Genomic DNA, 22,850 nt, shown 5'->3' on the forward strand with positions numbered 1-22,850 from the left:
CGGCAGCAAGGACACCACCTGGGGCAGGGGCGGTGGCCGGGGCGTACCCACGGCCAAGGGCCGCAGCGGCGGCAAGCCGACCGGCCGGTCCGGCGGGCCCCGGGTGGCCCCCGGCCGCAAGTCGAACCCGGCGAAGGACAGCCCCGAGCTGCTCGTCGGGCGGAACCCGGTGCTGGAGTCGCTGCGCGCCCAGGTGCCGGCGACCGCGCTCTACACCGCGCAGGGCATCGACGTGGACGACCGCGTCAAGGAGATCGTCCGCACCGCAGCCGACCGGGGCATCGCGATCCTCGAGGTCGGCCGCGCCGAGCTGGACCGGATGACCGGTGGGGTGCTGCACCAGGGCGTCGGCCTCCAGGTGCCGCCGTTCGCCTACGAGCCGTTCGAGGACCTGGTCACCACCGCGCTGGAGCAGCCCGCCCCGCTGCTGGTCGCGCTGGACGGGGTAACCGATCCGCGCAACCTCGGCGCGGTGATCCGGTCGGCCGCCGCGTTCGGCGCGCAGGGTGTCTTCGTACCCGAGCGGCGTGCCGCCGGGATCACCGCGACCGCCTGGCGGACCAGCGCCGGCGCTGCCGCGCGTGTTCCGGTCGCCCAGGTCACCAACCTGACCCGGTCGCTCAAGGCATGCAAGGAGGCCGGCTTCATCGTGGTCGGCCTGGACGCCGACGGGCAGACCGACCTCTACGACCTGGAGGCCGCGGTCGGCCCGCTGGTCGTGGTGGTCGGCTCGGAGGGGCGCGGCCTGTCCCGCCTGGTCGGCGAGACCTGCGACCTGACCGTCAGCATCCCGATGATCTCCGACGTGGAGTCGCTCAACGCGAGCGTCGCCGCCGCGGTCACGCTCGCCGAGGTCGCGCGCCGTCGCGCCGTCGAGGCCTGACCCGCAAGCACGAGAAAGGGGCGGTCCGCCGGTGGCGGGCCGCCCCTTTCTTCGCGTACGTCAGATCCGCTGGCCGGTGGTGGCGTGGAAGACGTGGCTACGGCCGGCACGCGGCTTGACGAACACGGTGTCGCCCATGTTCGGCATGCTGCGCCGGTCGGTGCGGACCACGAACCGCTCGTTGTGGCCCTCCAGCGCGGCGTGGCCGTAGACGTTGGCGTCGGAGCCCAGGTCCTCGACCAGCTCGACCACGACCGGCATGCCGCCCTCGGACGGGCTCACCAGGTCGCAGTCCTCCGGCCGGAAGCCGACGGTGACCTTGCCGTCGCCGCCCTCGCCGCGGGCCGCCTCGATCTGCTCGCGGGTCAGCGGCATGACCATCTCGGCGAACACGCCGCCCTGGTCGGTCAGCTTCACCGTCTTGATGTTCATGGCCGGGGAGCCCATGAAGCCGGCGACGAAGACGTTGGACGGGGTGTCGTAGAGCGCCCGCGGGGTGTCCACCTGCTGGAGCACACCGTCCAGCATGACCGCCACCCGGTGGCCCATGGTCATGGCCTCGACCTGGTCGTGGGTGACGTAGACGGTGGTGACGCCGAGCTTCGCCTGGAGCGAGGCGATCTGCGTACGGGTCTGCACGCGGAGCTTGGCGTCGAGGTTCGACAGCGGCTCGTCCATGAGGAAGACCTGCGGCTCCCGGACGATCGCGCGGCCCATGGCGACCCGCTGGCGCTGACCGCCGGAGAGCGCCTTCGGCTTGCGGCTGAGGAACTCCTCCAACTGGAGCAGCCCGGCCGCCTCCTTGACCCGCCGGTCGATCTCCGACTTCGAGGTCTTGCGCAGCTTGAGCGCGAACGCCATGTTCTCGTACACCGTCATGTGCGGGTAGAGGGCGTAGTTCTGGAAGACCATCGCGATGTCGCGGGCCTTCGGCGGGAGGTGGGTGACGTCCCGGTCGTCGATGTAGATCGCGCCGTCGTCGACGTCCTCCAGGCCGGCGAGCATCCGCAGGCTGGTGGACTTTCCGCAGCCGGACGGACCGACCAGGACGAGGAACTCCCCGTCACCGATCTGGAGGTCGAGCTGGTTGACGGCGGGGCGCTCGGTGCCCGGATAGATCCGGGACGCCTTCGCGTAGGTGACCGTAGCCATGAGGGAGCGCTTCCTTTCACCGGCAGGAACGTGCCGGACGATCCGAGTGAAGGAGCGACCGGCACCCGAGGTGCCGGCCAACGGGGGCGTCGTCCGGGCAGCCGGGGCCGGCCGGAGTGTCGTCCGTGTCACTGCACCGTAAACGGCTTTCGCGTTCGTGCCAAGACGAGACGCTGCGGGTGGGACGGACCGCATACACATTTCGGTCAGTCGGGCACTCAGAGGCATCAATCTCCCCGCGGAGAGCGCGATCAGTGGACGATCGGTCGGCCAAGCCGGTGAGGAAAGTGACGTTTTCCGTGCTCGGGACCCCTGCCAGGCGGGATTTTCCGAGCCCAGTCGCTATGCTGAGCCCGTCACACGCGCCCCTGTAGCTCAGCTGGCCAGAGCACTCGCCTTGTAAGCGAGATGTCGCCGGTTCGATCCCGGCCGGGGGCTCCAATTCCACAGGACGTTCCCGGCCGACAGCCCTCGCGCGACGGTCAGCCGGCGGCGTCCCGGGCGCCGGTGGTGAGCGGCGCGGGCCGGAAGCCTTTGACGATCAGGTAGACGCCCAGCGAGAACTCCCACACCGCGATCGGGAGGGCCGCGATCGCGGTCACCGGGGACAGCCGGTCCCAGAGGTCGAAGAGCACGCCGACGTCGGCAGCGACGAGCAGGGGTGCCCCGACGAGCCCGAGCAGCGGCAGAACGCGCGGGACGAGGCGTGACTGGTACAGCAGGGAGCCCAGCAACAGCGCGTTCACGGCCGGGATGAGGCTCTGGCTGAGCAGGAACATCGAGTCGTAGAGCGCGACCAGCGCCTGGCCGGTGACCAGCGCGTCCGCTCCGGCTCCGGCCCGCCGCAGGGCCACGAGCGTCAGGAGGCTGGCGACGCCGACGAAGATGCCGGCGGCTTCGAGGACCCGGGCGGCGACGAAGCCCAGCGCCCGCGCCTCGCCCTGCCTCCTGAGCACGGGGAACAGCGCGACGGCCGTGCCGATGCAGGCGAGCGCGACGATCACCTCGAGGACGCCGCCGGCCACGACCGGGGTGTCCGACGTGGTGCCGACGAGGTAGTCGGCCTCGCGCACCGGGGCGTACAGGGTGAGGGTCGGGATCGAGGCGAAGGTGAGCACGTAGCACCCGCCCGCGACCAGCGCGGTCTTCCGCAGTGAGTCCATCAGTGCCCTCCCGTCATTGTTTTATCCTCTTCGATCGATTGCCGGCTGCGAATCGGCCGCTCGGGCATCCTCCTCAGGTCGCGTGTCCGACCGCATGTCGAACCGGGGCCGGGACTGCGCGGAATGCGTTGACCAGGCCCCGGGTAGCCTGAGCGGCGATGAGCCGTGCCGTGGAGGAGTCGAACCGGGCGATGCTGCGCGCCCGGGACGCGATGGACCGGGCGTACGCGCAGCCGCTGGACATTCCGGCGTTGGCCCGGATCGCGTTCGTCTCGGAGGCGCACTTCATCCGCACCTTCCGGGCCACGTTCGGCGAGACGCCGCACCGCTACCTGCAACGTCGCCGGATCGAGCGGGCCATGTACCTGCTGGTGCGCACCGCGGAACCGGTCACCGAGATCTGCCACCTGGTCGGTTTCGGCAGCCTCGGCACGTTCAGCCGGACGTTCCACGACATCGTCGGCGAGTCGCCCTCGGCCTACCGGCGTCGCAAGGCCGCCCCGGCCGACGTGCCGAGCTGCTTCACCAGGGCATGGATGCGCCCGAGCGCCGCCGTCGGCCGGCCCGCCGTGCCGGCACCGGACGGACGTGTGCCGCGGCCGGAACGTGCAGTTTTGGATAAGCAGCAGGCCGGGAGCCTGCTCTAGCGTCCTCGGTATGACGATGACTTCGATCTCCCGCTCCCAGATCTACGTGCTCGACCAGGATGAGGCCCTCGACTTCTACGTCGGCAAGCTGGGCATGGAGGTGCACACCGACCAGGATCTCGGCTTCATGCGGTGGCTCACGGTCAACGTGCCGGGTGACCCCGACCGGGAGATCCTGTTGGAGAAGCCCGGCCCGCCGGCGCTGGACCCGAAGACCGCGGAGCAGGTCCGGGAGCTGCTCACCAAGGGCGCCACCGGCGGCTTCCTGTTCCTCACCACCGACGACGCGCACCAGACGTACGCGGACCTGGTGGCCAAGGGCGTGGAGGTCATCGACGAGCCGACCGACCGGCCGTACGGGATCGACTTCGGCATCCGCGACCCGTTCGGCAACCGGATCCGGATCGGCCAGATGCATCCGCGAGGCTGATCGCGGGCTGCGGGGATCGCGAGCGGCGGGCTAGGGTCGGCCTCCCGATCTTGACGAGGTGACCGATGGCGAGCCGCCTGCTGTTCCTGGCCCGACACGGCGAGCAGGACCGTCCCGACGCGGAGGCGGACACCGGCCTCTCGGCGCGGGGCCGTCGGCAGGCCACGCTGCTCGGGGAACGCCTGCGCGGCGCGCGCCTCGACGCGGTGCACCACGGGCCGCTGGCCCGCGCCGCGGAGACCGCCGCGCTGGTCGGCGCGGAGCTGCCCGGCGTCCCGGTCGGCTCCGACGACCGGGCCGGCGACCACATGCCGCACGACACCGACCCGGCCGGCCTGCCGGAGCGGCACGCGGCGTTCCTCACCCAGTTCTCCGAGCGGGAACGCCGGGAGGGACCGCGCGTGACGGCGGGGGCGGTGGCCCGGTTCGCCACCGCCCCCGCCGAGGGCGACGTCCGTGAGCTGGTGGTGACCCACAACTTCCTGGTGGCCTGGCTGGTGCGGCACGCCCTGGAGGCGCCGGAGCGCCGGTGGATCGGGCTCGCCTACGCCAACTGCGCGTTGACCGTGATCCGCTACAGTTCGGCCGGCCCGCCGACGGTGGTCGCGCTGAACGACGCCGCCCACCTGCCGCCCGAGCTGCGCGCCACCGGCCTGCCCGACGACTACCGCTTCTGAGGCGCGCACACCACACAAGTCGGCGTCGCGCCGGGCACCCGGCATCCGGCGACCGCGCCGCCGGCGCCGCGGCTCAGCCGCGCAGCTTCACCACGGCCTCGGCCAGGGCCCGGGCGGACTGCGGGTTCTGGCCGGTGACCAGGCGGTCGTCGACCACCACGTGCTCGGTGAAGTTCGGTGCCGGGACGTGCTGCGCGCCGGCCTCGGTGAGCCTGTCGGCGAGCAGGAACGGCACCACCTCGGTGAGGCCGACGGCGGCCTCCTCGTCGTTGGTGAAGCCGGCCACCCGCTTGCCGGCGACCAGCCGCGAGCCGTCGGTGAGGGTGAGGTTCACCAGCGCGGAGGGGCCGTGACAGACGGCGGCGACCACACCGCCGCGCTCGTAGACCGAGCGGGCGATCCGGGCCAGGTCCGGGTCGTCGGGGAAGTCCCACATCGTGCCGTGGCCGCCGGCGAAGACGATCACGTCATAGCCGGACGGGTCGACGTCCGCCGCCTTCGGGGTGTCGGTCACGCCGGCGGTGGCGAGGAAGTCGTTCTGCGTCTTGTCGTCGGTGTCCCGGCCGTCGGTCGGCGGCTCGCCGCCGGCCACCGACACCAGGTCGACGTCATATCCGGCGGCCCGGAGGACCTCCCACGGTTCGGCGGCCTCACCGACGTAGTAGCCGGTCTTTCGGCCGGTGGTGCCGAGGTCGGAATGGCTGGTCAGCGCGATGAGTGCACGAGTCATGACCACCATGCTGACGCGCCGAGCCATAGCTGACCAATAGGCGAGAGTCACGTCGGCGATAGGTTTGCTGATGTGAAGGTGTCGCTGGACCTGCTCCGCAGCTTCCTCGCCGTGCACCGCGCCGGTTCGGTCACCGGCGCGGCCGAGCTGCTCGGTGTGGCGCAGCCCACGGTGACCGCCCAGCTCCGGGCGCTGGAGGAGGCGGTCGGCCGGCCGCTCTTCGACCGGCTGCCCCGGGGCGTCACCCCGACCGCCGCCGGGGACGAGCTGGCCCGCCGGGTGGCCGAGCCGCTGGACCGCCTCGCTGCCGTGCTGACCGAGACGCCGGACACGGCGTACGCCCGGACGGTCTTCCTCGGCGGGCCGGCCGAGCTGCTCGCCGAGCGGGTCCTGCCGGCGCTGGCCGGCCTGGTGGCCGACGGCCTGGAGCTGCGGGTGGTGGCCGGGATGCCGGATCGGCTGCTGGACGACCTGGTCGCCGGCCGGCTCGACCTGGCGGTGACGAGCGTGCGCCCGCGCCGGCGCGGCGTGGCCGTCGAGCCGCTCTACGACGAGGAGTTCGTGCTGGTGGCGGCGCCGTCGTGGGCCGAGCGGCTGACCGGGCCGGTGACCCCGGCGGCGCTGCGGGACGTGCCGCTGGTCGCCTGGGGCGAGGAGGCGCCGATCCTGCGCCGGTACTGGCGCACCGTCTTCGACACCCGGCTCACCCGGGTGCCCAGTCTGGTCGTGGCCGACCTGCGGGCGGTCCGGTCGGCCGTGGTGGCGGGCGCGGGCGCGAGCGTGCTGCCGGCGTACCTCTGCCGGGGCGAGCTGGCCTCCGGCGCGTTGCGGGCGCTGCTCGCGCCGCCGGTGCCGCCGCTCAACACGCTCTTCCTCGCGGCCCGGCCGGCGGCGGCCGGCCGGCGCGAGACGCGGGCCGTGCGGCGGGCGCTGCTCGCGGCGGCGCCCGGCTGGTGACCGGCCCGGGTCCGCCGGTGACGCGGGTGAGCAGGCCGACCACCTCGGCGGTGGCGGCCGGCGGGGTCGCCTGCGGCGGGCAGTCCACGTAGGAGCTGGTGGTCGGGCCGACGGTGAGCCGGTAGGTGAACGCGTCGGCGCACATGGTGGCCGGCACGGTGACGGCGGCCTCGGCGGCCAGGCGGGGATCGGCGGTGAGTTGCCGCAGCCGGTCGAGGTCGGCGTCGGTGAGGCGGCCGTCGCGGGCGGCGCCGGCCCGGTCGGTCTTCGTCCAGTGGCCGTCCGGCCGCACGGTGACGGTGTCGCTCAACCCGGCGATGCCGCCGGAACGCACGAGCACCACCTCGACGCCGGGCGGTGGGGTGGCGGCCGGTCCGACGGGGGCCGGCGCGTCGGCCCGGGCGCAGCCGGCGAGCGGGGTGAGGACGGCGGCGACGGCGACCGCCACGGCGGGGGCTGCTCTCATGCCGATCGGACGCGCGACGGGGCCACCTGGTTCCGGACCACCGTGCCCCCTCATCCGTTCGGTCAGTGTCTGGGACGGGAAGCCGTCGCCCTCTTTCACGTCCGTCGATGTCTCAGCTATATCTACATCAGTGACTACCCCCGTCACAACTTCCTTCCAGGAGGGCATGTGAAAAGAACCGTCGCCGCCGTCAGCGCAGCGCTGCTCACCAGCGGCGTGCTGGCCTGCGTCACCACCACGGCGCAAGCGGCAGCGCCCAGCGCCCCCAGCCCCGAGCGTGCCGCCGCGGCACGCGCCGACAGCCTGCTGCGCGCCAACCCCGGCGCGGTGCAGGGTGCCGGCGGGGAGGCGTACCAGGCCGTCCGCACCAAGGTCGACCCCTCCGGGGCGGCCCACACCCGCTACACCCGGACCTACCAGGGCCTGCGGGTCTACGGCGGTGACTTCGTCGTCCACACCGCTCCGAACGGCACCATGAGCGGCACCTCGGTCGGCCTGTCCGCCCCGCTGACGCTCGGCACCAGCGCCAAGGTCGGCGCGGACGCCGCCAAGGCCAGCGCGCGCAAGGCGTTCTCCGGCAGCCTCACCTCGGTCGGCGCGCCCGAGCTGTTCGTGGACGCCAGCAGCGGCAAGGGCCGGCTGGCCTGGGAGACGGTCGCCTCCGGCTGGAAGGCGGACAAGCAGACGCCGTCGAAGCTGCACGTCATCACGGACGCCACGACCGGCAAGGTGATCGGCTCGTACGACGAGATCGAGTCGGTGGTCGGCAGCGGCCAGGGCATCTACACCGGTTCGGTCAGCATCGACACCACGCTCTCCGGCAGCACCTACTCGATGATCGACCCGTCGCACGGCAACGGCCGTACCTGCGACATGAACAACGGCACCTCGACCTGCACCACGTTCACCGACGCCGACAACGCGTGGGGCAACGGCGCCAACTCCAACCGGCAGTCGGCCGCCGTGGACGCCCACTTCGGCGCCGCGAAGACGTTCGACTACTTCCTCAACGTGCACGGCCGCAACGGCATCTTCGGCAACGGCCAGGGCGTGCCGAGCCGGGTGCACTACGGCAACAACTACGTCAACGCGTTCTGGGACGGGTCCCAGATGACCTACGGCGACGGGTCGAGCAACTCCCGCCCGCTGGTCTCGCTGGACGTGGCCGGCCACGAGATGAGCCACGGCGTCACCGAGGCGCTGTCCGGCCTGGTCTACTCCGGTGAGTCCGGCGGCCTCAACGAGGCCACCAGCGACATCTTCGGCAACATGATGGAGTTCTACGCCGCCGCGCCCAGCGACCCGGGTGACTACCAGGTCGGCGAGAAGATCAACATCAACGGCAACGGCACGCCGCTGCGCTACATGTACAACCCGTCGCTGGACGGCTCGTCCGACTCCTGCTGGTCCACCAGCACGAAGAACAAGGACGTGCACTACTCCTCCGGCGTGGGCAACCACTTCTACTTCAACCTGGCCGAGGGCACCGGCGCCACCGCGTACGGCACCTCGCCGGTCTGCGGCTCGGCCCCGGCGGTGACCGGCATCGGTCGCGCCAAGGCGGAGAAGATCTGGTACCGGGCGCTCGACGTGTACTTCACCTCGAACACCTCGTACGTCAACACCACCACCCCGTCGAACACGGCCCGCGCGTACACCCTGCGGGCGGCGACCGACCTGTACGGCAACTGCTCCACCGAGTACAAGGCCGTCCAGGCGGCGTGGACCGCGGTGAACGTGGCCGGCAACGACGCGCCGTGCAGCTCCACCGGGAACGACTTCTCCGTCTCGCTCTCCCCGACCGCCGGCTCGGTCACCCAGGGCGGTTCCGCCACCGCCACCGTCGGCACCGCCACCACCAGCGGGACCGCGCAGACCGTGACGTTCTCCGCGTCCGGCCTGCCGACCGGCGCCACCGCGTCGTTCAGCCCCGCCTCGGTGACCTCGGGCGGCTCGTCCACGCTCACCATCACCACCAGCGCGAGCACGCCGACCGGCACCTACTCGGTGACCGTCACCGGCAGCGCGACGTCGGGCGCGAAGTCCGCCACGTACTCGCTGACCGTCACCGGCACCGGCGGCGGCTGCACCGGCGCCGGCCAGAAGCTCGGCAACGCGGGCTTCGAGACCGGCACCAGCCCGTGGACCGGCACCACCGGCGCGATCGGCGCCTTCACCGGCCAGTCGGCGCACGGCGGCACCCGGTTCGCCTGGCTGAACGGCTACGGCTACAGCAGCAACGAGAACATCGCGCAGTCGGTGGCGCTGCCGAGCGGCTGCTCGACCTACAACTTCAGCTTCTGGCTGCACATCGACTCGGCGGAGTCCACCACCACCGTGCAGTACGACAAGCTGACCGTGCAGGTGCTCAACTCGTCCGGCACCGTGCTGGCGACGCTGGCGACCTACTCGAACCTGAACAAGGCCACCGGCTACACCCAGAAGTCGTTCTCCCTGGCCGCGTACGCCGGGCAGACCGTCACGCTGAAGTTCACCGGCACCGAGGACGCGTCCCTCCAGACGTCGTTCGTCATCGACGACACCGCGGTCGACGTCTCCTGACCTGACCGCCCGACCCGGGGCCCGGCGGCCACCCCACGCGGGTGGTCACCGGGCCCCGCCCGTTACCGTCGGACCCATGTCCGACGCGGAGTTGACCGTCACGGTGGACGGCCCGGTGGCGACCGTGGTGATCCGGAACCCCACCCGCCGCAACGCCATGACCCCGGCCATGTGGCGGCAGCTCCCGGTGCTGCTCGACGCCCTGGAGGCGGACCCGGCGGTCCGGGTGCTGGTGCTCACCGGAGCGGGCGGCACGTTCTGCGCCGGCGCCGACCTGGGCGACCTGGACGAGCTGCTTTCCGCCGGTGACGGCAGCATCGCGGTGGCCGCCGAGGAACGGCTCGCCGCGTTCGGCCGCCCCACCGTCGCCGCGATCGAGGGCGCCTGCGTCGGCGGCGGCTGTCAGCTCGCCGTCGCCTGCGACCTGCGGCTGGCCGCGGCGGACGCCCGGTTCGGCGTACCGCCGGCGCGGCTCGGCCTGGTCTACCCCGCGCCGACCACCCGCCGGCTGGCCGGCCTGGTCGGGCCGTCCGCCGCCAAGCACCTGCTGTTCACCGGCGACCTCGTCGACGCCGAGCGGGCGCTGCGGATCGGCCTGGTCGACGAGGTGCTGCCGGCCGCCGCGCTCGCCGACCGGGTGGCGGCGCTGACCGCCACCGTGGCCGGGCGCTCCCGGCTCACCGTCACGGCCGCCAAGGAGATCGTCGACGGGCGCGCCGACGCCGACCGGGTCGCCTGGTGGCACGCGCAGGTGCGGGACAGCGGCGAGGCCCGCGAGGGGGTCGCGGCGGCCAACGAACGCCGGCCGCCGCGCTTCGGCTGGGCCCCTCGCTGACCGCCGTTTGACCGGCCGCCCTTTTCGGGTACGTCCCGAGCCGTCGAACGGGGGGCCACGATGGACGGTACGGAGCAGCGTGCGATCCGGCGCGGACGCCGGCAATTCCTCTGGCTCATGCTCGGTGTGCCGCTGCTGGGCGGCGTGCTCGGCGTGCTGATCGCCCGGCAGGTGAACGGCGGCAACCTGCCGTCCTGGCCGCAGGGGCGGACGCCGGAGTGGGCGTCGATCACCGGGATCGCGCTCACCGTCCTCGGCCTGCTGGTCGAGGTCGGTGCGCTGGTGTGGGCCGCCCGGCGCGGGCGGCTCCGGTCCCGCCGGCAGTCCCCGCTGTGGGCGATGGGCATGCGGGAGCGGTCCCGGCTGGTCAGGCAGGTGCGACGCGGCGACACCGACGCCGACCCGTCGACGCTCACCGTGGTCGCCCGCCAGATGGTGGACGGCGGCTGGTGGGCGACCCTCGCGGCCGGGCTCGTGATGGTCAACCTCGGGCAGGCGTTGGCCCGGTTCGCCTCGCCCGTGGCGCTGGCCGTCTTCGGCCTGGTGGCGGCGCTGTTCGCGTTGGCCGGATGGCAGGTCCACCGGGACGCCCGCCGGGCGGCGACGTACCTGCGCCACCACCACTCGACCGAGCCGACTCGCGCGCCGCACTAGACCTTGGAGGATTCCGGCCCCGCCGAGGGCCATTTCCTTCCGAGATCCACATTGGAGGCCATGATGGATGGCACGGGGCAAGGTCGGGAGATCCGGCGGGGACGCCGGCGGGTTCGGCTGCTGGTCGTCGGCGTGGTCCTGGCCTTCGCGCTGGTGTCGTTCTTGGTGGGGCTGCTGGCGGAGGGCTTTGCGGCGACCTGGCTGGAGCGCGGTGACCCGCCGGCCTGGCTGGAGGTGACCGGCGGGATCCTGGCGGTGCTGGGTCTCGCGGTCGAGGTCGTCGCGCTGATCCGGATGTTCCGCGGCAGCAGCCACCGCGCCGGCCAGGAGTCACCGCTGTGGGCGGTGAGTTGGCGTCGCCGCCGCGAGCTGGCACGGGCGGTCCGTCGCAATGTGGTGGCCTCCCCGGAGGATCTGCCCTGGCTGCGCACGACCGCGGCGCAGATAGTCCGCCAGCGGCGTCTCCTCCCGTTGTTCGGTGGCCTGCTGACGATGAACCTCGGCCAGGCCCTGCTCAGTCTCGCCCCGATCTGGCTGGCCCTGATCGGCATCACGGGCGTCATGTTCGGCATCGCCTGCTGGTGGATTCTCCGCGACGCGCGCCGGGCCGAGGCGTTCCTGCGGGCGCATCCCGCCGACCCGGCGACTGAACCGCTCTGAAGGGCTCCCGGGGACGGACCGGGCTCCGGTTCGGGGAAGTGGCGGCATCCCGAGAGCCGCGACCCCGCTACTTCGGCGTACTGGAGTCGATCATCCGATCCTCGGCCGATTGCGGGGCGGGCCTACTCGTCGTCGGTCGGTCGAGGCTGTCGGTGCTCGGCGATCCAGGCTTCCACGTCGGCGGCCAACCACACCTTCGTGGCGCGTAGCTCCTGGTACGGCTTCGGGAACGAAGGGCGCATGGCGATCTGCTGGAACCGCGATCGGGACACCCCGAGCCGTTCGCAGATCTCCCACGGTCCCATCAGCGTGCCGGGTCCCTTGGCCATGGGCTGAACATATGCACAGACTAATCTCCCCAGGCAGGGATCCCCGACCGGGGATCCTCGATCAGGGGTCCCCAGATTGACAGGGGTGGAGATTGGTGTGCGATGGGCTGGACCCGCCCGTTGGACGTCACACCTGGTCGGGCCCATCCGAGCCGACCGTCCGGAGGTGGACATGCAGCGCCATGCACCCGTCAAGCCGCTGTGGTTCTGTGCGGCCTGCGCCAACCCGTGGCCCTGCGGACCGGCTCGGCTGGAGTTGGCCGCGCAGTACGCCGGCGAACCGAAGTGGCTGGCCGTCGACATGGCCGAGCTGCTGCACGAGGCGATCGCCGACCTGACCCGGCTGAATCCCGAGTCGCCGGACGGGGTGGCGATGTATGGCAGGTTCCTGGGTTGGGTGCGGCACCTCGCCGGGAACCGGGCACGCAACGCCGGCCACTTCGGGAGCGGCTCCCGATCGCCGCGTCCCGCCCGGGGAGGTTCAACCGACAGCCAGTACCGGACGGGGCCGGCGGGCGCCGCGCCGGAGGCGTACCCCCGGCACCGCCCCCTGTGCCCGCCGGCCGTCCGTCACCGCGCCAGCGCGACCCAGCTCGGCGTCGCCGGCTCCCGCCGCAGCGGCATGCCCGCCTCGGCCGGGGTCCGGTCGCCCTTGCGCTGGTTGCACGCGTAGCAGGCGGCGGTGGTGTTCCCCCAGGTGTTGCGGCCACCGCGCGAGCGGGGCAGGACGTGGTCGATCGTGGTGGCCGGGCCGTCGCAGTAGGCGCACCGCCGACCGTCGCGGGCCAGCACCCCGGCCCGGGACCAGGCCGGCCCGGCGCTGAACCGCCAGCGCGTCACCACGTACCGGACGAGACGGACCACCCGCGGCATCGGGAAGACGCCGATGAGCCGGTCCGGCTCGGACTCGTGGATCTCCGCGACCCGGCGGCAGAGCATCCGGATCGCGTGCTGGACGGTGACCCGGTGCAGCGGGCCGAGGTCGGCGTTGATGACGAGGACGGCGTCCACCGGGCTCTCCCTTCACGATCGGTCAGGTGGTACGGCGACGAAAAAGCCGCCCGGTCCACGGACCGGGCGGCGACGACATGGGCGCACGACGTGCGCGTCAGTCGGGCCTCCCGGACCACGGGCAGCCGTCGTCGAGCAGCCACGACGTCATCGTGGTGGCGGATCGCAGCGACATGGACGGCTCCCGGAGCGGTGGTTGACCTTGCGCGTTCACGGTAGATCCGCGCCGGAGACACGGGCAACGTATTTCGATCCGCCGTCGGAGGGTGGCCGCTGCCGACCGGCCCGTCCGGCCCGGCGGGCGGCGGTGAGCGGTCGGTCGATCCGGGCGCTCATCTGCGCCACCAGCTCGCTCTCCAACAGCGGCCGGTTCACCTCGGCGGCCACCGACAGCGTCGGGGTGGAGATCGACCGCCAGATCGCGGTGAGTCCGGCCCCGAGACCGACGAGCGCCACCGCCGCCCGGGTGGTGGGGGAGCCGGCCGCCGCCGCGGCGCTGACCCCGACCACCGCCAGCAGGACCACCAGCAGCGGCGCCAGCACCGGCCAGAAGATGCCCCGGGCCGCCTGCGCCACCAGCTTCCGGTCCCGAATGATCAGGTTTCGGGCCACCACCGCCCAGTTCTCCTCGTCCAGCAGGTCCCGTGGATGCAGACCGCCGGTGAGCACGTCCCGCCACAGGTCGCCCTGGTTGCGCAGCTCGCGGGCCAGCTCGGCGAGCCCGGCCTCGGTCGGGTCGCCGACCGAGGCGCGACCGACGGCGGTGGCCCAGGCGGACAGCGAGCGGCGTACCACCGCGGCCGAATAGGGCGGCAGCACGCTGGCCAGCTCGTCCAGCCATCGGCTGAGCTGGAACTGCCGCCCGCCGAACCGCGGGATCAGCTCGCTGCCGTCGCCGCGTCGGACCGTGTCGGCGAGCGAACGGCCGAGCCGGTACGCCACCCCGACCCGGTGGTCGGTGGCCATCGTCCAGCGCAGCACGTCGACGTTCAGCTCGTCGAGCGCGAACAGCAGCGGGTCGCGGTCCGCCCCGGCGGACCGCCTGGCGGCGGCGGTCGACGGCAGCACCCGGCCGGCCGGGGTCAGCGCGGCGATCTGGGCCAGCGCCACGTCCACGCCGTCGAGGTACATGCCGAGCCGGTGCCGGCCCGGCAACTCGGTCAGGTTGGACAGCTTCGCCGGGGCCGTCGCCGGCCGGTCCCCGCCGTCGGTCAGGTCGGCGGTCTGCGCGTGGTGGTAGGCGTCCGCCATGGACCAGCCGAGCCGCAGCGCGGTGACCACGACCGAACGCTCGTCCCGCCGCTCCTCCGTCCGCGTCGCGGTGCTCACCGCTTGACCTTAATGTGTTTTTTAACCGTTTACTGACGGATCATCGTGCCCGACCGGCCAGCAGGCCGCGCGGGCGGATCGAGCGGACCGGCTCGGCCGCCGCGCCCTCGGCGCGCAGGATGTGGTTCGCCGCGATGATCCCGGTGGCCGCCGAACGCTCCATCAACGCGCTCGGGAACTCCGTGCGGATGCCGTCCCCGGCCAGGTACAGCCCGGCCGCGTCGGTCCGCACCCCCGGCCGGCCGGCGTGACTGCCCGGCGTGAACGCCGGGGCCTGCGCCTCCACCCGGGCCCGCAACTCACGCACCCGCAGGGCGGCCACCTCCGGCCAGAGCGCGGTCAGCTCCCGCAGCATGCGGGCGGCCAGCTCGTCGGCCGGCACGTCCGGCTCGCAGGCGTACGCGTGCAGCTCCACCACCGCACCGTCGGTGCGCTCCGCCCAGCGGCGCGGCTCGGCCTCCAGTCGGTGGTAGAGCGTCACCGAGTCCAGCGTGGGCTGGCGGGAGACGCCGCTGAACACCGCCCGGTCCGGGCGCACGTCCCCGTCCATCCAGTAGCGCGCCACCGCGTACGGCGGGCCGGGCCGGCCGAACGCGGGCATCCGCGCCACCAGCTCGGGCGCCGCCGCGACCAGGCCGGGGGAGTCCGCGACCAGCGCGGCCAGCGCCGGCGGATCGACGGCGAGCACCACGTGCCCGGCCGCCCAGGTGTCGCCGTTCGCGCCGGTCACCCGCCAGCCGTCCGGCGTACGGTCCAGGCGGGTGGCCGGGGTGCCGGTCAGCACCCGGCCGCCGTGCTTCTCCACGTGTCGGGTCAGCGGCTCCCAGATCGCCGTCGCGTAGTCCTCGTCCGGGCAGTCGAAGGCCAGCCCTTCCGGGTTGCCGAGCAGGTAGAAGTGGAACTGGGCGATCATCTCGGCGGCCGACATCTCCGCCTCGTGGTTGAAGAACGAGTGCGAGAAGACCTCGAACAGCATGGCCCGGGCCCGGTCCGGCAGCCGCAGCGAGGTGAGCAGCTCGTCCGCGGTCCGCTCGTCGAACTCCGCGTAGGTGCGCACCGGATCGTAGGTGAGCAGCGGCAACGCGGCGTCCCGGTCCATCGCGCGCAGGTCCGCCAGGCGCAGGCTCGGGCTGCGCAGCAGCAGCGCCAGCAGGTTGGCCGGCGGGGCCGGCGGGAGCTTGCCGAACTCCTCGGTCGGCCACTGCGCGGACAGGATCGGATAGCCGGGGATCGGCTTGAGGAAACCCAGCGCCGGGTCGACGCGGCGCAGGATCGCCCGCCAGTTCCAGTACTGCCGGAAGAACGCGTGGAACCCGTGCTCGTTGCGCTGGACGCCGTCCGCCAGCGCCTCCGGCCAGGCGCCGAGCCGGCCGCCGAGGTGCGGCGCGGCCTCCAGCACGGTCACCGCCACGCCGCGTTCGGCCAGCACCACCGCCGCCGACATGCCGGCGATGCCGCCGCCCACCACCAGCGCCGACGCCGCTCGCGGCACGCGGGGCACGCCACCGCCGCCCGGGTCCACCACGTGCTCGCGTACGCCGATGAGCCGACCAACCCTCTGCGACAGCCCCACGCCCCACCCTCCGCTCAACAGTGCCCCCATCCTGCCCGAGGCGTACGGAAGGGGCTCAGCTACACGATCGAGAAGACGCGTTCCTGCGGGTCCACGACCACGGCCAGAAGCGCTCCCGGCACGAGGGCCGGGTTGTCGGCGCGGATCGTCTCGACCTCGAAGGTGGCGAAGCCGGTACCGCTGATCCGTAGGTGGAGTCTCAGCTCGGCGGCTCCCTCACCCGGGTGGTCGGCCACCGTGAGAACCTCCGCGGTGGCGGCGACGCCGGTGGCGGCGAGCCGCTGCGCGTCGCGGCGCGAGCGGGTGACGAGGCGCAGGCCCCACAGGCCGAAGCCGCCGCCCATGAGCGTCGTCAACAGGCCCCCGGCGAGCAGGCCCCAACGGTCCTCGGCGGACAGGCTCCGGCTCTGCGACACGGCGACGACCAGCAGGACCGGGCCGGGCAGGCAGATCGCCGAGAACACCACTCGGCAGAGCAGCGCGCCGACCGGACCGATGCGCGTCTCTGCCTCCCGGGGCGCGGTCGTCATCCCCACACCCTAAGAGGGGACCTCCTCTCACGGTAGGCAGCGGCGGGGGCGGTCGGAGGGGGGCCAGACGTACTCCAGGTCGGTGGGGATGTCGGGGAAGAGCGGTGCGTAGTGGGCGGGGTCCTTGCGCAGCAGCGACGAACGATGGCTGCGGTGCAGGTCGTCGCGGCCGAGCCAGGGCGGCAGGTCGCCGGCGGTGGCCAGCGCGTCCTGGGTCCGGATCGTCGTGACGCCGCAGGCCGCGGCGAGGTCGGTGGCGAGCGTCGCCGCGCAGGTGTCCGCCCGACCCGGTTCGCACCACACCGCGCACATGTCCAGCCCGTAGCGGGTCAGCGCCTCCTCGTACCCGGCCCACATCTTCACCGCCGGGTGGTTGCGCCAGCCGTAGTCCGGGCGGGTCAGCCCGCGCAGCACCTGGATGGCCTCCACGCGCTGCTTGCCCAGCCGCTTCTGGTCCAGGGTCCGGGCGCTGGCCAGGAAGTCCGGATACGGCAGGAACGTCTGCATGGCGGTGCTCTACCCGTCCCGGGCGGCGCCATGCCTTCAAGATCGAAGGGGGCTGTGCGCGCCGCGAGCGGCTGACTACGATCCGGTCATGGCCGAGCCCCTGCGCGACCGCGCGCGCCGCGCGACCGGGTGGCGGCTCCGGTCGAACGGCGACGAACGTCCCCACTTCGTGGTCTGCGGCTCCGACCCGCTGGCCTACTGGGTGGTCCGGGCGCTGCTCGGCGCCGGCCCGACCGCCGGTCAGGTGCGGGTCACGCTCGTGGTGCCGGAGCGCCGCCGCTCCGACGGCCCCGACGGGCGGGACGTGCCCGGCGTACGCGTCATCCGGGCCGACCGGCTCGACGAGGCCGCGTTCCGCCGGGCCGGGTTGGCCGACGCGGACGGGCTGGCCCTGCTGCACCAGGACGACGTGGGCAACATGCACGCCGCGCTCTGCGCCCAGGAGGTCGAGCCCCGGCTGCGCCTGGTGGCGCGGATGTTCAACACCAACCTGGCGGACGGGCTGCGGCAGCTCTTCCCCGGCTCGGCGGTGCTCTCCGACGCGTCGATGGCCGCGCCCGCGTTCGTCGCCGCCGCGCTGGGCGAGCTGGCCCCGACCCACTTCCGGCACGCCGGCCGTACGCTCTACGTGGCCCGCCGCGCCGACGTACGCCCGCAGGACGTGGTCTGCGGGCTGGCCGTCACGACGGACCCGGAGCTGGTCCGGGTGCTGCCCGCCGACGAGGCGACGGCCGACGTGGTGCTGGCCGAGGCGACCGGCCGACCGCCCGGCACCGAGCTGGCCGCCCGCCGACTGGTCCGGGCCCGGCGACGCCGGCAGCCGGTGGAGGTGCTGCTCCGCGCGATCCGCAGCTTCGCCACCCGCAAGATCGGCATCGCGGTGCTGGTGCTGCTCGGGGTGATCGCGGTGCTGGGCTGGCTCAACGCCCGGGCCGCCGCGGTCACCTGGGGCGAGGCGCTCTACCTCACCCTGGTCACCACGCTGAGTGGGCAGGACCCGGACGTCAACAAGCCGGTCGCCGCGCAGGTCATGCAGGTGGTGCTCAACCTGGCCGGGCTGGCGTTGATCCCGCTGATCACGGCCGCCGTGGTCGACGGCATCGTCAACGCCCGGCTGGCCCTGCACACCGGCCGGATCCAGCCCGACCGCTCCGGGCACGTGGTGGTGGTCGGGCTGGGCAACATCGGCACCCGGGTGATGGCCCAGTTGCACGACTTCGGCGTCGAGGTGGTGGCCATCGACAAGAACCCGGACGCGCGCGGCACCGCGCTGGCGCACCGGCTCGGGGTGCCGGTGATCGTCGGCGACGCCGGCCTGGAGGAGACGCTGCGCTCCGCCTCGGTCGACACCAGCCAGGCGCTGGTGGTGGTCTCCACCGACGACGGGGCGAACCTGCGCGCCGCGCTGATCGCCCGCTCCCTCGACCCCGACCTGCGGGTCGTGCTCCGGCTGTTCGACGGCGACTTCGCCGAGCGGATCCAGCAGGCGTTCGGCATCGGCATCTCGCGCAGCGTCTCCTACCTGGCCGCGCCGTCGTTCGCGGCGGCCCTGCTGGACCGCGCGGTGATCGCCACCATCCCGGTCGACCGGCACGCGTTGCTGGTCACCGAGGTGCCGGTGGTGGCCGGCTCGCCGCTGGACGGCCGTCCGCTCGGCGCGGTGGCCCGCCCCGGCGAGGTGCGTCTGCTCGCGCACACCCGGGCCGGGCAGAAGGGCGACTGGTCGGTCGATCCGCGCGTGGTGGTGCAGGCCGGCGACCGGCTGACCGTGGTGGCCCGGCGGGCCGGGCTGACCGCCCTGCTGCGCGAGACCACGCCCCTGCCGCCGACCGCGCCGGTCCCCCGCCAACCGGACGAGTGACCCGGGTCAGGCCGTGCGGGAGCGGCGGAGGGCGTACCCGGCCGCGCCGAGAGCGAGCACGCCGAACCCGGCGAGCACGCTGGCCGGCGGCAGGCTGACCGCGAGCACCAGGCACCCCACCAGCCCCAGCGCGGCGAGCAGCCGCACCGGCAGCCTCCGGGCCGGGTCGCGGTCGAGCGTCAGCGCGGCGGCGTTGGTGATCGCGTAGTAGACCAGCACGGTGCAACTGGAGAAGCCGATCGCGCCCCGGACGTCGGCGAGCGCCACCACCACGATCACCACGGCGGCCACGGCCAGCTCGGCGCGGTGCGGCACCCGGTGGCGTGGGTGCACGGCGGCCAGCGCGCCCGGCAGGTCCCGGCGGCGGGCCATCGCCAGCGTGGTGCGACCGACGCCGGCCAGCAGCGAGAGCAGCACCCCGGTCACCGCGACGGTGGCCCCGGCGCGTACCAGCCAGGCCAGCCCGGGGCGGCCGGCGGCGGTCACCACCTCGACCAGCGGCGCCGAGGAGGCGGCCAGCCGGCCGGTGCCCAGCACGCCGAGCGCGACCACGGCCAGGGTGAGGTAGACGGCGAGCACCGCGCCGAGCGCCAGCGGCACCGCGCGGGGGATGGTGCGCTGCGGGTCGCGGACCTCCTCGCCCAGCGTGGCGATCCGCGCATAGCCGGCGAACGCGAAGAAGAGCAGGCCGGCCGCGGTGAGCACGCCGTGCGCCCCGACGTCGGCGGCGCCGGTGAGCCGGTCGACAGTCACCTGCGGCGCCCCGGTCACCGCCACCACGGCCAGCACGGTGAGCACCACCGCGACCAGGACCCGGGTGGCGGTCGCGGTCTTGCCGATCCCGCGCAGGTTCACCGCGGTCACCGCCACCACCGCGAGGACCGCGACGAGCCGCGCCCGCCCCGGCCACAGGTAGGCCCCGACGGTCAGCGCCATGGCCGCGCAGCTCGCCGTCTTGCCGACCACGAACCCCCAGCCGGCCACGAAACCGGCGAACGGGTGCAGGCGCTCCCGGCCGTAGACGTAGGTGCCGCCGGACTCCGGGTAGCGGGCGGCGAGCCGCGCCGAGCTGGTGGCGTTGCAGAACGCGATGAAGCCGGCCAGCGCGAGCGCCACCAGGAGCCCGGCGCCGCCGGCCGCCGACGCGGCCGGTGCGAAGACCACGAAGACGCCCGCGCCGAGCATCGACCCCAACCCGATGACGACCGCGTCGGGCACGCCGAGCCGTCGTACCAGTCGTTCCACACCCGCAGCCTAGGGGCGGGACGTGAACGACCGGTGCCGCCGGCGTGATCCGCCGGCGGCACCGGTCCCGGTTCAGCAGGGCCCGTTGTCGGTCCAGACGCCCTGGCTGTTGGCCCCCGGGACGTCACCCTGGGTCCACCACCGCGCGGTCCACCGGTGTCCGACGTGGGACACCACCGCACCACCGGGGTACGCCGTGCCGGCGACCCAGGCGGGCGTCGTGCACGCCCCACCCGTGGGCGACGGCGAGCCGGTGGGCGTCGGCGACGCCGTGCCGGTCGGGGTGGGTGTCGGGGAGCCGGCGCAGGCGCCCTGGTCGGCCCAGGCCGCCGCGCTGCCGGGCGTCTCGCCCTGGGTCCACCACTTCGCGCTCCAGGTGTGCCCGCCGTAGGAGACGGTCGCGCCACCGGAGTACGCGGTGGCCGCCGACCAGGCCGGCGCGGCGCAGGTGCCCCCGCCGGGCGGGGTGGAGCCGCTCGGGGTCGGCGACGGGGTGACCACCGCGCCGCCGCGCGCCCAGTCGCCGGTCAGCGCGTACGTCTGGCCGCCGAACGCGAGCGTGAAGTTGGCCGGGCCGGAGATCGGGAGCTGGTAGTTGAGCGTCACCTCGGCGTACGCGCCGGGCGCGATGGCGGCCGGCACGGTGAGGCGTACCCGGTTGTGGTCGCCCTTCAGGCCGCCCACGTTGCTGCCGGTGTGGCCGGTGGAGACCGTGGTGAGCGCCCAGCCGGACTGCTGGCTGAGCGTGGCCGGGGTGGTGGTCGGGTAGTCGAACTCCAGTTGCGCGCCGGCCGGGATCGGGGCGCCGGTGTTGTTGGTCAGCCGCAGCTCCGGGTTGATCGGGTAGTTGTTGTCGCCGAGCGCGAAGCCGCCCATGCCGACCGCCACGTCCAGCGTCCGGGTGGGCATGGTGCTGGTCGCCTTGCGGGCGCCGTAGGCCGGGGCGGCCTTCAGCCGGTCGTAGAGCAGCGTGGTGAGCGTGTCGCCCATGCCGTACCGGCCCTTGGCGGAGTCGTAGGCGTAGTCGCCGGCCAGTTCCCAGATCATCACGCCGCCGATGCCCCGGGCGGCGACGTAGTCGGCCTTGGCGGCGAGCGACTGGTCGTCCTCGGTGGAGAGGAAGACCTTCTTCTCGGCGTTCCACAACCAGGGCGCGACCAGCGCCGGCGAGTAGTTCCGGGCGTAGCTGCCGCTGATCCGGTCGGCCGGGTCGGTGGCCGGGGTGAGCCCGTACGCGGTCAGGTAGTCGCCGGTGATGCCCGCCTGGAGGTTCTTCGCGTGCCACATCGGGTTGGCGCCGCCGGGCACCTCGTTGCCGGCGGCGTCGAGGTCGTGCCAGAGGTTGTCGATGCCGACCGCGCCGTTGCCGCAGGGGGTGGTGGAGCCGATCGAGCCGCCGGTGCCGGCCGGACACTTCGTCTGGTCGGGCAGCGCCGCCCGCCCCCACAGGCCGTTGGTGCCGCCGGTGACGCCCTGCCAGCCCCGGGTGTAGTAGGGCACGCCGATGTTCACCCGGCCGCTGGGCAGCGCGCCCCGGAAGTAGTGGTACGCCCAGTCGGTGTTCAGGTAGCCGATGCCGGAGTACGCGCCGTACACGCCGCCGGAGGCCAGCTCGGCGTCGTCGCCGTTGTCGTAGAGCGCCGCGTTCGGCCCGACGAAGTGGTTCCACGCGCCGTGCAGGTCGTAGGACATCGCGTTGACGTAGTCGAGGTACTGCAACGCCTGGTAGGACTCCATGCCGCGCAGCAGCCAGCCGGACGCGGGCGCGGCCACGGTGAGCAGGTAGTGCCGGCCGTCGGTGGCGGCGGCCCGGTCGAGCTTCTCCCGCAGCGTGCGCATCAGCACCTGGTACGAGGCGTTGAGGCCGGCCCGCTTGGCGTCGGCCTGGGCGAAGTCGAGCGGGTTGCCGGCCTTGTTGTTGGAGGTGGGGTACTCGTAGTCGATGTCCACCCCGTCGAAGCCGTACGTGCGCAGGAACGTGACCACCGAGTCGGCGAACGTGTTGATGCCGGCGGTGTTGACCGTGTTGGTGCCGGTGGTGGTCATCCGGTAGAAGCCGCCGGAGTCGAGGCGGTCGCCGTTGTCGTCGATGAAGCCGCCGGTCTCGGCCCAGCCGCCGACGCTGATCAGCGTGCGGACGTTCGGGTTCTGCTTCTTGTACTTGGTGAGCAGGTTGAAGTGCCCGGTGTAGGGCAGGGTCGGGTCCATCTCGGCGCCGGCCACCCCGGGCCAGGTCATGTTGGTGGCCGGGTTGTTCGCGGCGGTCGGGTTGCCCACGGAGATGCGGTTGCCGCCGTCGACGTGGGCGAAGGCGTAGTTGATGTGGGTGACCTTCTGCCACGGGATCTGGTTCACCAGGTAGGCCGGGGCGCCGTTGCGGCCGGTCCGCCAGCTGGTGAAGTAGCCGATGATCCGGCGGCTGTGGTCGGCGCCCATCTTCTCCCGGCCGGCGGTGTCGTAGACGGTGCAGTAGGGCACCGACACACCGGGCGTGCGGTAGAGCCCGTCGGGACGGCACGCCTCGTCGTCGGCGGCGGCCGACCGGGCGTTCGGGGCGGCCACGACCACCGCCATCGTCGCGGTCAGCAGACCGGCGGCACCGGTCGACAGCCAGCGGCTGATTCGTCTCGCCAGCACGCGCACCTCCTA

General features: G+C 73.4%; 22 protein-coding genes and 1 tRNA gene. 11 read left to right on the plus strand and 12 right to left on the minus strand.

Going from position 1 to position 22,850, the window contains the following annotated elements:
• On the plus strand, positions 1-883 hold an 883-nt coding region (rlmB, locus tag VKK44_RS00005; RefSeq protein WP_343444727.1), incomplete at its 5' end, for a 23S rRNA (guanosine(2251)-2'-O)-methyltransferase RlmB.
• Between the two features lie 60 nt (positions 884-943).
• Here the strand turns inward: rlmB and VKK44_RS00010 are convergent.
• Positions 944-2,035, minus strand: coding sequence for an ABC transporter ATP-binding protein (locus tag VKK44_RS00010; RefSeq protein ID WP_343444728.1), 1,092 nt, complete (start codon positions 2,033-2,035; stop codon positions 944-946).
• A 364-nt stretch (positions 2,036-2,399) separates the two neighbouring features.
• On the opposite strand from VKK44_RS00010, the gene VKK44_RS00015 reads away from it, so the two are divergent.
• Positions 2,400-2,476, plus strand: a tRNA-Thr gene (locus VKK44_RS00015).
• 41 nt (positions 2,477-2,517) lie between these two features.
• Here the strand turns inward: VKK44_RS00015 and VKK44_RS00020 are convergent.
• A complete protein-coding gene (locus tag VKK44_RS00020; RefSeq protein ID WP_343444729.1) occupies positions 2,518-3,198 on the minus strand; it encodes a DUF4386 domain-containing protein in 681 nt (226 codons plus the stop codon).
• Between the two features lie 158 nt (positions 3,199-3,356).
• Between VKK44_RS00020 and VKK44_RS00025 the strand changes: the two genes are divergently transcribed.
• The 3 genes from VKK44_RS00025 (at position 3,357) to VKK44_RS00035 (ending at position 4,952) form a co-directional block, all read left to right on the plus strand.
• The gene (locus VKK44_RS00025) at positions 3,357-3,845 is read left to right on the plus strand and encodes an AraC family transcriptional regulator (protein WP_343444730.1); all 489 of its coding nucleotides are present in this window, start codon (positions 3,357-3,359) and stop codon (positions 3,843-3,845) included.
• Between the two features lie 10 nt (positions 3,846-3,855).
• Positions 3,856-4,275: a VOC family protein gene (locus VKK44_RS00030; protein WP_343444731.1), complete on the plus strand. Its 420-nt coding sequence runs from the start codon at positions 3,856-3,858 to the stop codon at positions 4,273-4,275.
• A 65-nt stretch (positions 4,276-4,340) separates the two neighbouring features.
• Positions 4,341-4,952 carry a histidine phosphatase family protein gene (locus tag VKK44_RS00035; protein WP_343444732.1) on the plus strand — a complete coding sequence of 204 codons (612 nt, stop codon included), beginning with the start codon at positions 4,341-4,343 and terminating at the stop codon, positions 4,950-4,952.
• A gap of 73 nt (positions 4,953-5,025) precedes the next feature.
• Here the strand turns inward: VKK44_RS00035 and VKK44_RS00040 are convergent, their stop codons facing one another.
• On the minus strand, positions 5,026-5,682 hold the full coding sequence (locus VKK44_RS00040; RefSeq protein WP_343444733.1) for a type 1 glutamine amidotransferase domain-containing protein: 657 nt from the start codon (positions 5,680-5,682) through the stop codon (positions 5,026-5,028).
• Between the two features lie 72 nt (positions 5,683-5,754).
• Here VKK44_RS00040 and VKK44_RS00045 point away from each other — a divergent pair, with 72 nt between their 5' ends.
• The gene (locus VKK44_RS00045; protein ID WP_343444734.1) at positions 5,755-6,639 is read left to right on the plus strand and encodes a LysR family transcriptional regulator; all 885 of its coding nucleotides are present in this window, start codon (positions 5,755-5,757) and stop codon (positions 6,637-6,639) included.
• On the opposite strand, the gene VKK44_RS00050 is transcribed toward VKK44_RS00045, so the two are convergent.
• Positions 6,542-7,105 (minus strand): hypothetical protein, encoded by a 564-nt coding sequence (locus VKK44_RS00050; protein ID WP_343444736.1) that lies wholly within the window; start codon positions 7,103-7,105, stop codon positions 6,542-6,544. The genes VKK44_RS00045 and VKK44_RS00050 overlap by 98 nt on opposite strands.
• Positions 7,106-7,273: 168 nt before the next feature.
• Here VKK44_RS00050 and VKK44_RS00055 point away from each other — a divergent pair, with 168 nt between their 5' ends.
• From VKK44_RS00055 to VKK44_RS00070, 4 genes are all read left to right on the plus strand, one after another.
• The gene (locus VKK44_RS00055; protein WP_343444738.1) at positions 7,274-9,667 is read left to right on the plus strand and encodes a M4 family metallopeptidase; all 2,394 of its coding nucleotides are present in this window, start codon (positions 7,274-7,276) and stop codon (positions 9,665-9,667) included.
• A 76-nt stretch (positions 9,668-9,743) separates the two neighbouring features.
• Positions 9,744-10,502 (plus strand): enoyl-CoA hydratase/isomerase family protein, encoded by a 759-nt coding sequence (locus tag VKK44_RS00060; protein ID WP_343444739.1) that lies wholly within the window; start codon positions 9,744-9,746, stop codon positions 10,500-10,502.
• A 60-nt stretch (positions 10,503-10,562) separates the two neighbouring features.
• On the plus strand, positions 10,563-11,156 hold the full coding sequence (locus VKK44_RS00065; RefSeq protein WP_343444740.1) for a hypothetical protein: 594 nt from the start codon (positions 10,563-10,565) through the stop codon (positions 11,154-11,156).
• Positions 11,157-11,216: 60 nt separating this feature from the next.
• A complete protein-coding gene (locus VKK44_RS00070) occupies positions 11,217-11,816 on the plus strand; it encodes a hypothetical protein (protein WP_343444741.1) in 600 nt (199 codons plus the stop codon).
• Between the two features lie 122 nt (positions 11,817-11,938).
• Here the strand turns inward: VKK44_RS00070 and VKK44_RS00075 are convergent, their stop codons facing one another.
• From VKK44_RS00075 to VKK44_RS00100, 6 genes are all read right to left on the minus strand, one after another.
• A complete protein-coding gene (locus tag VKK44_RS00075; protein WP_343444743.1) occupies positions 11,939-12,145 on the minus strand; it encodes a helix-turn-helix transcriptional regulator in 207 nt (68 codons plus the stop codon).
• Between the two features lie 570 nt (positions 12,146-12,715).
• Positions 12,716-13,156, minus strand: coding sequence for an HNH endonuclease (locus tag VKK44_RS00080; RefSeq protein ID WP_343444744.1), 441 nt, complete (start codon positions 13,154-13,156; stop codon positions 12,716-12,718).
• Positions 13,157-13,366: 210 nt separating this feature from the next.
• Positions 13,367-14,485, minus strand: coding sequence for a hypothetical protein (locus VKK44_RS00085; RefSeq protein ID WP_343444746.1), 1,119 nt, complete (start codon positions 14,483-14,485; stop codon positions 13,367-13,369).
• Between the two features lie 40 nt (positions 14,486-14,525).
• Positions 14,526-16,058 carry an FAD-dependent oxidoreductase gene (locus VKK44_RS00090; RefSeq protein WP_343444748.1) on the minus strand — a complete coding sequence of 511 codons (1,533 nt, stop codon included), beginning with the start codon at positions 16,056-16,058 and terminating at the stop codon, positions 14,526-14,528.
• 59 nt (positions 16,059-16,117) lie between these two features.
• Positions 16,118-16,588, minus strand: a complete 471-nt coding sequence (locus tag VKK44_RS00095) for a hypothetical protein (RefSeq protein ID WP_343444749.1) — start codon at positions 16,586-16,588, stop codon at positions 16,118-16,120.
• A 27-nt stretch (positions 16,589-16,615) separates the two neighbouring features.
• Positions 16,616-17,095 (minus strand): MSMEG_6728 family protein, encoded by a 480-nt coding sequence (locus VKK44_RS00100; protein ID WP_343444750.1) that lies wholly within the window; start codon positions 17,093-17,095, stop codon positions 16,616-16,618.
• An 88-nt stretch (positions 17,096-17,183) separates the two neighbouring features.
• On the opposite strand from VKK44_RS00100, the gene VKK44_RS00105 reads away from it, so the two are divergent.
• Positions 17,184-18,956 (plus strand): NAD-binding protein, encoded by a 1,773-nt coding sequence (locus VKK44_RS00105; RefSeq protein WP_343444751.1) that lies wholly within the window; start codon positions 17,184-17,186, stop codon positions 18,954-18,956.
• Positions 18,957-18,962: 6 nt separating this feature from the next.
• Here VKK44_RS00105 and VKK44_RS00110 read toward each other — a convergent pair whose 3' ends face one another.
• The gene (locus VKK44_RS00110) at positions 18,963-20,201 is read right to left on the minus strand and encodes an APC family permease (RefSeq protein ID WP_343444752.1); all 1,239 of its coding nucleotides are present in this window, start codon (positions 20,199-20,201) and stop codon (positions 18,963-18,965) included.
• A 72-nt stretch (positions 20,202-20,273) separates the two neighbouring features.
• A complete protein-coding gene (locus VKK44_RS00115) occupies positions 20,274-22,838 on the minus strand; it encodes a chitinase C-terminal domain-containing protein (protein WP_343444753.1) in 2,565 nt (854 codons plus the stop codon).
• Positions 22,839-22,850 lie beyond the last annotated feature (12 nt).

The sequence above is a fragment of the Micromonospora sp. DSM 45708 genome, assembly GCF_039566955.1.
Classification (GTDB): domain Bacteria; phylum Actinomycetota; class Actinomycetes; order Mycobacteriales; family Micromonosporaceae; genus Micromonospora.

Excerpts from the sequence above, each read along its gene's own strand:
- VKK44_RS00010 (WP_343444728.1), bottom strand. The coding sequence starts at position 2,035 with ATGGCTACGGTCACCTACGCGAAGGCGTCCCGGATCTATCCGGGCACC.
- VKK44_RS00020 (WP_343444729.1), bottom strand. The coding sequence starts at position 3,198 with ATGGACTCACTGCGGAAGACCGCGCTGGTCGCGGGCGGGTGCTACGTG.
- VKK44_RS00025 (WP_343444730.1), top strand. The coding sequence starts at position 3,357 with ATGAGCCGTGCCGTGGAGGAGTCGAACCGGGCGATGCTGCGCGCCCGG.
- VKK44_RS00030 (WP_343444731.1), top strand. The coding sequence starts at position 3,856 with ATGACGATGACTTCGATCTCCCGCTCCCAGATCTACGTGCTCGACCAG.
- VKK44_RS00035 (WP_343444732.1), top strand. The coding sequence starts at position 4,341 with ATGGCGAGCCGCCTGCTGTTCCTGGCCCGACACGGCGAGCAGGACCGT.
- VKK44_RS00040 (WP_343444733.1), bottom strand. The coding sequence starts at position 5,682 with ATGACTCGTGCACTCATCGCGCTGACCAGCCATTCCGACCTCGGCACC.
- VKK44_RS00050 (WP_343444736.1), bottom strand. The coding sequence starts at position 7,105 with ATGAGAGCAGCCCCCGCCGTGGCGGTCGCCGTCGCCGCCGTCCTCACC.
- VKK44_RS00060 (WP_343444739.1), top strand. The coding sequence starts at position 9,744 with ATGTCCGACGCGGAGTTGACCGTCACGGTGGACGGCCCGGTGGCGACC.
- VKK44_RS00065 (WP_343444740.1), top strand. The coding sequence starts at position 10,563 with ATGGACGGTACGGAGCAGCGTGCGATCCGGCGCGGACGCCGGCAATTC.
- VKK44_RS00070 (WP_343444741.1), top strand. The coding sequence starts at position 11,217 with ATGATGGATGGCACGGGGCAAGGTCGGGAGATCCGGCGGGGACGCCGG.
- VKK44_RS00075 (WP_343444743.1), bottom strand. The coding sequence starts at position 12,145 with ATGGCCAAGGGACCCGGCACGCTGATGGGACCGTGGGAGATCTGCGAA.
- VKK44_RS00095 (WP_343444749.1), bottom strand. The coding sequence starts at position 16,588 with ATGACGACCGCGCCCCGGGAGGCAGAGACGCGCATCGGTCCGGTCGGC.
- VKK44_RS00100 (WP_343444750.1), bottom strand. The coding sequence starts at position 17,095 with ATGCAGACGTTCCTGCCGTATCCGGACTTCCTGGCCAGCGCCCGGACC.
- VKK44_RS00105 (WP_343444751.1), top strand. The coding sequence starts at position 17,184 with ATGGCCGAGCCCCTGCGCGACCGCGCGCGCCGCGCGACCGGGTGGCGG.